This is a genomic window from Bacillus sp. MUM 116 (assembly GCF_001866655.1).
GTDB lineage: Bacteria > Bacillota > Bacilli > Bacillales > Cytobacillaceae > Neobacillus.
The window spans coordinates 1-8,649 of record NZ_MLYR01000136.1; the positions used below are offsets into that span (position 1 = coordinate 1).

At 39.2% G+C, this 8,649-nt stretch carries 8 protein-coding genes and 1 pseudogene; 5 read left to right on the forward strand and 4 right to left on the reverse strand.

The genetic code is table 11. The features are described 5' to 3' along the window. The coding region (locus tag BIV60_RS30070; RefSeq protein WP_218145958.1) for a hypothetical protein at window positions 1-221 on the forward strand (221 nt) is incomplete at its 5' end. Beyond that, complete coding sequence (locus BIV60_RS25510) at window positions 182-559, forward strand: hypothetical protein (RefSeq protein ID WP_071358512.1); 378 nt, start codon at window positions 182-184, stop codon at window positions 557-559. The genes BIV60_RS30070 and BIV60_RS25510, both read left to right, overlap by 40 nt. A gap of 4 nt (window positions 560-563) precedes the next feature. On the opposite strand, the gene BIV60_RS25515 is transcribed toward BIV60_RS25510, so the two are convergent. Then, a complete protein-coding gene (locus tag BIV60_RS25515; protein WP_083402462.1) occupies window positions 564-932 on the reverse strand; it encodes an aldo/keto reductase in 369 nt (122 codons plus the stop codon). Between the two features lie 109 nt (window positions 933-1,041). Beyond that, window positions 1,042-2,214 (reverse strand): MFS transporter, encoded by a 1,173-nt coding sequence (locus BIV60_RS25520; protein WP_071358513.1) that lies wholly within the window; start codon window positions 2,212-2,214, stop codon window positions 1,042-1,044. Window positions 2,215-2,659: 445 nt separating this feature from the next. Between BIV60_RS25520 and BIV60_RS25525 the strand changes: the two genes are divergently transcribed. The 3 genes from BIV60_RS25525 to BIV60_RS25535 all read left to right on the forward strand — a co-directional run bounded on the left by BIV60_RS25525 (window position 2,660) and on the right by BIV60_RS25535 (window position 6,186). After that, window positions 2,660-3,199 carry a TetR/AcrR family transcriptional regulator gene (locus tag BIV60_RS25525; protein ID WP_071358514.1) on the forward strand — a complete coding sequence of 180 codons (540 nt, stop codon included), beginning with the start codon at window positions 2,660-2,662 and terminating at the stop codon, window positions 3,197-3,199. Next, window positions 3,192-3,419, forward strand: a complete 228-nt coding sequence (locus BIV60_RS25530) for a twin-arginine translocase TatA/TatE family subunit (protein WP_305728413.1) — start codon at window positions 3,192-3,194, stop codon at window positions 3,417-3,419. The genes BIV60_RS25525 and BIV60_RS25530 overlap by 8 nt, the downstream gene beginning before the upstream one ends. A 694-nt stretch (window positions 3,420-4,113) precedes the next feature. Further along, window positions 4,114-6,186, forward strand: a complete 2,073-nt coding sequence (locus tag BIV60_RS25535) for a GH25 family lysozyme (RefSeq protein WP_071358515.1) — start codon at window positions 4,114-4,116, stop codon at window positions 6,184-6,186. Between the two features lie 511 nt (window positions 6,187-6,697). Here the strand turns inward: BIV60_RS25535 and BIV60_RS25540 are convergent. Both BIV60_RS25540 and BIV60_RS25545 read right to left on the reverse strand, forming a co-directional pair. Beyond that, window positions 6,698-6,901, reverse strand: a pseudogene (locus BIV60_RS25540) (phage tail protein); the annotation flags it as partial. A gap of 268 nt (window positions 6,902-7,169) precedes the next feature. Further along, window positions 7,170-8,360, reverse strand: coding sequence for an MFS transporter (locus BIV60_RS25545; protein ID WP_071358516.1), 1,191 nt, complete (start codon window positions 8,358-8,360; stop codon window positions 7,170-7,172). Window positions 8,361-8,649: the final 289 nt, after the last annotated feature.

Below are 8,649 nucleotides of genomic sequence, written 5' to 3' on the forward strand. Positions count from 1 at the left end.
ACTTAACAGAGTATCTATATAAAAAGATAAAGCCTATTATTGAGAGTTGGGATGAGGATGGAATATATGCATTATCTTTTTTTGTACATACAAATGAAGTATACGATAATATCCCCAATTTTCTAATCAGTTATAATACCGAAGAAGATTGTGAATATAGTTCACAGCTCAGTGAGCAAAGATGGAATTATGCCTTTTTAGACAAGATGAACAAGAAATAATTGGAGATGAAGAATCGACAAACATATTATTACAATGGTATAAGGAAAATGGCATAAAAGATATTGGCTACGAGGACGAAACATTAATGTATGATGAGGATGATAATTATATTGGAAAAGGACCAAACGGATTTTATGAGCTATTGCAGGTAGTTTCCGATGTAGCAAAAAGATTACATGATAATATAGTTATTATTAATACTTTTAATAAAGAAATATCTATCATTATTCACGATTTGGAATATTCTTGGTACACAGTAGAAGTAACGCGAATTGGAAACCCCAATGGTATAGCCAACATATTCTTGGAAGCATTAAACCAAGAGTTTCCAGAGTAAATACTTAAACTATAGGGTGCAAGAGTTGAAGTTCCAGATAATCCGTCTTTAAGCGACGTAGGCTATTTTCAATCCCTTGGATCATATGTTTTCGGGACAAACCTCTAGTATTCACATCAGCACCCGTGTTCCAGAACACTTTTGATGTTAAAACGATTTTGTCCCTTTCATGTGCGATACATTCACCTAAAATTTCCTCTGAACGTCCCCCAGCATAGACATCGGCTGTATCAAAAAAATTAATTCCAGCATCCCGACAACGCTTATACATAGCTTTAGAGGTTTCTTCGTCAGCGTCTCCGCCAAAAGACATGGCACCAAAACATAAATTTGAAACCTGAATTCCTGTTTTTCCGACTGTAAGATATTCTATGCTAAATACCTCCTATTTGTTTTATTCGTTAAAATCAATTTTTTAAATTGTAACTGTAAAGTTCCCTTTAACCCATGCAAGTTTTACTATTACTCAAACTTCTACCTCATTAAACAGCATTCTTGTACTTTGCCACTTTCCTATTAAGACTAAAAGAGATCGCAGTAATAATTGCAGCAATTGCTACTGACACAGCCCCGATCCAACTTACCGCATGAACGGATGTGCTTCTTACTGCTATACCCCCGATTCCTGCGGCGGCAGCTATCCCTAACTGTATGAAGGATCCATACAGGCTAAGCATGATTCCTGAAGCTTCTGGAGCAAGCCAGACCAGGTTATACTGTAGGCCTGGGCCAGACGACCATGCCGAAAAGGACCATAGCATGAGCAATGGAATGGCTACAAAGGTTGACCTGGCAATAGTAGATAGTAACACTAAAGCTATAACGTGGACAACCAAACCGCCCACAAGAGTTCTAGGGTTACCAATCCAATCCGTCATGAATCCACCAAACTTGGAACCTATTAAGGTAGCGATACCGAAGGCAAACAGGGCACCGCTCACCTCTTGTCCGCTCATGGATGTAACGGTTAGAAGGAAGGGAGCAATATAGGAATACATAACCCCATAGCCTAACTGCCAAAAGAACGTGACACCAAGGCCCATTAAAATTTTCGGGTTCTTTAAATAAGAGAGTTGCTTACCCAGAGGTACGGCAGCCCCGTTATTTAGGGCAGGAATCGTCCGAATGATAAGGAAGATTGATAGCAAGCTAAGAACACCGATACCCACGAAGATTAGCTTCCAATCGTATGATGTGGCTACAAGACGACCAATTGGTACACCGATGATGATGGCAGCACTAAATCCAAGTATAACAATGCCGATAGCCCCAGCTTGTTTTTCGGGCGGTGCTAATTTTGCTGCGACGGTCTTAGCTGCAATGGCAAATACTCCACTTCCGAGAGCAAGTATGATTCGAGAAACAATAAGAAATCCAAAGCCTGGAAGGGTGAAGATCATCACACTGCCGAGCACCATTAAAACGAGAGAAAGCGTTAATAACTTCCGCTGATTCAATTTTGTGGTCACCATCACGACAAGTGGGGAACCGATTGCATTAGCAAGAGCAAAAACGGTGATCAGTTGACCTGCTGCCGATACCGATATATTAGTGGAGGCAGCGACTTTATCTAAAATACCTGCAATGACGTACTCCGATGTACTGACCATGAAAGTAATAAGGGCCAGCAAGTAGATTTTCCAAGTGTTTTTCATAATTTTTCCTAATCACTCCTATACAAAAATAAATTAATAAAGAAAGCCCTAATGTAGCATCACATCAGGGCTACTCATATCAATAGCTACATCCATATTGCTTTGCTGGGGCAGCGTCACACATTTTTGCGATTGTCTCACCAAAAATCTCTACTTGTACTGAAAGTCCCTTGTCAAAGCAAGTTTCTTCATCAATCTGCCTTTGGCTTTCAATTGGTAATGCAATATTCTTGGATTTGAAAACCTCATTGATTTCATTTATGGCGTTTAATGTTTAAATTTAATGTGTCACTAAATCGCACGTTGATGCGGTATCGCATATCTGTGTACAATATAAAATGAAAAGTGGATGTCTGCAACAATCAAAATGCCATGATTTGTGCGTTATTGCACAAGTTGATTTAAATTGTGCGATATTTTTTAAGAAAGTTTGGTGAACACTACAATGTCTAGGGTGGATAGAAGAGTACAAAAATCTCAAGAAGCAATAAAGGATGCTTTTATTGATCTGATGTCTGAAAAAAGTTTTGATCATATTACGATACAAGATATTTCCAACAGGGCAAATGTCGGTCGAAGAACTATTTATGATCATTACATGGATAAATATGATCTACTGGATAAATTGATGGAAGAACATATAAACAAGCTTAGGGAAACAAGCGAATGGGCATGTGAAATGGAATGGGTAGATGCGACTAAAACCTTTTTCGAATACTTTGAGCGTAATTATTTATTCTTTTCGACCATGTTAGCGAGTAAAGGGGCTCCTTCTTTTCACAATAAGTTTCTTGAGTTTCTTATAGAAGCATTCAAGGATGAAGTGGACAAAGTGAAAAATCAAGGTATAAGTGAAGATGTTATCGTTAAATTCGCTGCAAGTGCATACGTAGGGGTATTGGAATCGTGGTTAAAAGAGGGAATGCCTTCTCCGCCGGATGTGATGGCAAAAGAATTGGGGATTTTGTTAGAGAGAATTGTATAGATTTATAAGTTCTAGAAAAGCCGTTCTTCCTTTTTGGAGAACGGCTTTAGTACTGGTTATTGCTCTTATCATTTTTGGTCCTTCAAAGCTGCCAGAAATCGGCCGTGCATTCGGGCGTACATTAACCGAATTCAAAAGTGCCGCAAAGGATTTAGTATCTGATGATAACAAAGAGGAAACGAAAAAACCTGCGCTTTCCGCTGTTAAAAAAGAAAACTAATAGGAAGAGAGCAGGCGGGGCTGCCCGTCAGCTCTCTTTCTGTGTTATAAAAAATAGGAGGCATCCAGCATGGAAAACAAAGAGCTGCATCTGCAATTCATTTAGAGGAGCTTCGCTGGCGGATTATTATCACGTTACTATCCCTTTCCAGGGTTGTTTAAGGGAAAAAATTGCAGTTTGAGGCAGAGAGATTAAATGATGAAGCCCTTTGTTAGAATATTGATAGAGGAAAGAAATATTAAAAATATAATTAGAACTTTTCACGCATTATGATGTGCAAAAGTGCATACCCATTTTCCGGCCAACTGCTCTTAAAGGTAGTTGGTACTCTTTTTGTTTTAGGGGTCAGCCCCCCTGGTGGAGTAAAACGTTAGCTCACCGGGGGACTGACCCCAATTTTTCAAATCTTTAATATGAGTGATTTGGGATTAATCGGCGTGAACCGTATCATATGTAAATGAGGTTTTTGAAATTCTTGGTACTGAAACGATAACTAATTTAATCGATTTTCCCTTTTTCCTCTCTTCAAAATCATACCCAAATATTGGTTTGTGTTGTGTATTATTACCAATTATTGAACATTTACTCATATGCGATCCCTTATGTATGATAGAAATGTAAACTAGTAGTTTTCCCATAAGGTACTAGATTGCTAGAATACATAATTTTATATCAGATTTAAGGGAGAGAGACTATGAAACATGCAGCAAAGTGGATGCGCTCGTTTTTTTCTGTTGTTCTGCTGATTAGCGTTCTACTAACGAGTCATTCTGCAGCTTGGGCGTCGGGAGTAATGCCGCCAGCGACAAGCGCCAATTTAAAAGGGATTGATGTATCACATTGGCAAGGAACCATTGACTGGAATCAAGTCAAAAACTCAGGTATAGCTTTCGTCTATGCAAAGGCTTCTGAAAGTACAACATATACCGACTCAATGTTTTTGACTAATGTGAAGGGAGCAAGGGCAGCAGGACTTCCTATCGGTGCCTACCACTATGCACGTCCGAGTTCGCCATATACCTCTGACGATGCAAAAGCTGAAGCGCAATATTTCGTCAATGTGATGAAGAATGGAGGTATGGGCGATTTTGGAGATATCATGCCTGTTCTTGATTTAGAACAACCTGCTTCTACTGGAACGCTAACTTCCGTTGAAATAGCCAGTTGGGCAAGAGTTTTTGCCGATACGGTGAAGTCACTGACGAATCGCCAGGTAATGGTCTACACAGGTGCATGGTTTGTACAGCAGTACAACGATTTTGGAGGTAAGCTTTCAGATCTTCCCGTTTGGATTGCACGCTATGGCATTACGCAGCCGCCAGTTGTTGGCGGGTGGACCCAATGGACGGCTTGGCAGTATAGCGACAAAGGTACAGTCCCAGGAATATCGGGAAATGTAGATTTAGATTATGGTCCAACGTCAATCGATGCATTAAAGGGTAACCTGAGTTACACGGTTGTTTTTAAAGATGCGAACGGTACGGTCCTGTCTACTGAGCAGATTGGATCTGGATCTGCGGCTAATCCTCCTGTAAATCCAAAGAGAACGGGTTATACATTCACAGGCTGGGATACCGATTTCAGCAATGTTACATCAAACCTGGTGGTAACTGCCCAGTATAAGATCAATCAATATAAAGTCGTGTTCATGGATTCCGATGGTACGATCCTTAATACTCAGACGGTAGCGTATGGTTCATCTGCCGTTGCACCTCAAACTCCATCAAAGGAAGGATATACATTACAGTGGGATCAAGCATTTAACCATATAACGTCTGATCTTACGGTAAAGGCTGTTTACGCACCCAAAGTCTATACGATTATTTTCAAGGACTATAATGGAACCACTTTGAGTGATTCAAAAGTGAAATATAATATGCCGATTACAGCACCAGCACAGCCAAGCCGGACGGGCTACACCTTTACTGGCTGGGATCAGATGTTTACCAATGCTACTTCCGATTTAACCATTACTGCTCAGTATAAGATTAACCAATATTCGGTTATCTTTAAAAACGATGATGGCACGGTCCTTAGCACACAAACGGTTAATTATGGGGCAAAACCGTTGTCAGTAAAAGTTCCCGTTCGAACCGGTTATACGTTTGTCGGCTGGTTTAAAAGTTCAACGGATACCGTTCCATACAATATTCAAACACCGATAAAATCTGCCACTGTCCTTTATGCACGCTTTGCCAAAAATACGGCAGTACCGGGTGGGGTGAAAGCCACTTCAGCAGGATACAGTAAAGTAAAGGTCACCTGGGGGGCTGTTTCTGGAGCACAAGGCTATCAAATTTTCAGGGCTACAACGAAAACGGGAACGTACAGTTATCTCGCTACTACATCCAGTTCTTCTTACACAAACAGTGGTTTGGTAACGAACCGAGCGTATTATTACAAGGTTCGGGCATACCGAGTGGTGAATGGTACGGCGGTTTATAGTTCCTATTCGACTATTGTAAGTGGTACGCCAGTCCTTGCGGCACCGACCGGATTAAAGGCATCCAGAGCAAGCAGCACTTCCATTAAACTGACGTGGAATAAAGGGACAGAAGCCAGCGGATACGAAATTTTCAGGGCGACGTCCTATAAAGGCGTTTATACGAAAGTAGTCACTCTAACATCGGGTTCTACTATTAGTTATACAAATACTAAACTATCGAAAGGCAAGCTGTATTACTTTAAAATCAGAGCCTATAGAATAGTAAACGGGCAAAAAATTTATAGTGGATATTCAAGTTCCGTATACCTAAAAACATATTGAATTCGTTACTAAGTTTTAGCTACCTTAATTGTGCGTTTTACAGTCACAATTGGGTAGCTTATTTTTTTAAAGAAAGGAAGAGGAGATAGACCACGTACATGTCAATTCCGCCATTAATTCACGTAGCTCTTTAATCTCAAAATTGACACTTGTCTGTTTATCTTTGAGAGATTAGTAGGAAAACCATCACAAGGTATTCGACAAAAAAAATTCTCGGAAATAAGAAAAAGTTCGTTTTTCCAAAGTGCTCTAGCTGTTTTTAATCAAACGTTTGATTAAAAGGGAGTGATGGAGTTTATCGTCGAAAAATAATGGGAGTGATAAAGACATTGATTTAAATATTTTGCTTCGTTATTTCCAAAAAAGTTCGTAATGCTGGTGAAATCGACTTGTCTTTATGCCAATTTTTTTCTCCATTAGACATGATACGGGGAACCGTATCATAAGTAAATGAGGTTTTTGCGAAGAAAGGAAAAGCACCCTCTCATTTGATGAAAGGGTGCTGCTATGTTTAATATTCTCCTTTAATGACAAATAACCAGCCTCGAATGGTTCCAGCCAATTTAGACTTCTGCCTAGCAAACTTAAATTTCCCTTCGAGCTCCTTAGGTACCTCTATCCCCTCAGAAAGCTTAAAACCAACGGCTCGCTTCTTGGGGTCATCAATCGTGTACAAGACATTGACTTCAAGACCATCCTCATAAAAGGCATGACTCTTAAGCTTAAAATGTAAAAAATGATACAATCAAAATCCGCAATCCATGTGCAAAAATAGGAATCAATATATTGTTAAAACGATGATAAAATTCCTAGTCCTAAACCTAAACATATTATTCGACCTGGATTCCTATTTAACAGGGAAAAAATAATGGATGAAATAAATAATATAAAATATCTTTTATTCCCAGTGGCTACTAATATTAAAAACCCTCTATAAAGAAATTTTTCCATAGGAAGCATGCCAAGTCGTTGTTGGTTCCCTCTTATGCTGTTTTCTTTTGTTTTTGATCTAAAAGATGACTAAAGAAAGTTAGCAGACTTGCACAGACTGCAACTACCCCACCAACCCATGTGACATTCATTAAATTTCCTTGAAGGTACACCATTCCGCCTAATGCTGAACCGAAAGCGATACCTACGTTGCTTGCCACTGGCATAAGTGAAGCAGCGAGTCCAGTTGCTTTTGGCTGATAAATTCCGGCAAGATCAATTAAATAAAGCTGGGTAGATGTTGTTAAGAGGATGGCCATTAACGACATCAAGCCAATGTTTGCAAGTCCTATAATAAAATGATTGGTCGTCCAAAATAAACTTATCAGGACAATTGCTTGCACGAGAAAAACAAACCGAAGGCGGCCGATTGGATTATGGCTGGCAATTTTACCGGCGAGGATGTTACTGAAGATTGAAATACATCCGTAACCAAATAAGATTAAACTAATTGATTGATTTGGTGCTCCCATTCCCTTCAAGATAGGAACAAGGTACGTAAAGACGGCATAAGTTGCTCCAAATCCAAGAGCAGGAATGAAAAAAGCCATCAAAATTCGTGGATTGGTCAATAAAGAAAACTGATCGCGTATCGAACTACGTAATTGGCTGAGCTTATTAGGCAAGACGAAGCAGCATGTCAAAAACGCCAATCCTCCTAGGAAAGTAGTTAACATGAAAGTGGCATTCCAGCCGTACCATTCAGAAATGACAGTACCAATTGGCACTCCAACGACATTTGCAAGTGTGAAACCACCGAAAACGAATGATATAGCAAGTCCGCGTTTTTCGATCGGTATGGTTTCACTTGCAACTATCATGGCTAGAGAGATTAATACTCCTGTTACAATCGCCGTTATAATCCGAAGTGCAAGGAGCATGATGTAGCTCGTCGAAATTACGCACAAACCATTCAGAATGATAAAAGACCCTATCAAAAACAACATCCATTTACGCTTTGGAAAATGACTTGTTGCTGACATCACGAGTGGTGTGGCGATGGCAAACGTAATCGCAAACGCAGAAACAAGTGTGCCTGCTTTTGCATTTGTCATATGAAGGCTTAAAGAAATATCGGTTAAGATTCCGACAATAACAAATTCGCTTGTTCCGAGAACAAATGTTAATAAAGTGAGTGTTAAGATGAGCAACCAGTGTCGCTTGGATAATTTTGTGGGATGCATAAATATCTCTTTTCTTAGATGAATGTAAATGTGTCAATAGTAGATACACAACCTAAACATCATACCATAAAGTATTTTAACAAATGGAGGAATTTTTTTATCTTCAAAAGTTGACGTGGCTAAATGATATTGCTTTCGTCAGCTTTTCCATTGTTAAGAATAAGACCACATAATTTCCCTTTAATATGAAAATTAAAGATACGCTTTTTGGGTTATATTTCAGAAAATATAAATTATAAATAATATCAAAATTTAATGTTATATTAAAAAAATAAAATATAAGATAGAG

What these genes read in the sequence shown, in the direction of transcription:
- BIV60_RS25510 (WP_071358512.1), top strand. Translation starts at nt 182, where the DNA reads ATGGAATTATGCCTTTTTAGACAAGATGAACAAGAAATAATTGGAGAT.
- BIV60_RS25520 (WP_071358513.1), bottom strand. Translation starts at nt 2,214, where the DNA reads ATGAAAAACACTTGGAAAATCTACTTGCTGGCCCTTATTACTTTCATG.
- BIV60_RS25525 (WP_071358514.1), top strand. Translation starts at nt 2,660, where the DNA reads ATGTCTAGGGTGGATAGAAGAGTACAAAAATCTCAAGAAGCAATAAAG.
- BIV60_RS25535 (WP_071358515.1), top strand. Translation starts at nt 4,114, where the DNA reads ATGAAACATGCAGCAAAGTGGATGCGCTCGTTTTTTTCTGTTGTTCTG.
- BIV60_RS25545 (WP_071358516.1), bottom strand. Translation starts at nt 8,360, where the DNA reads ATGCATCCCACAAAATTATCCAAGCGACACTGGTTGCTCATCTTAACA.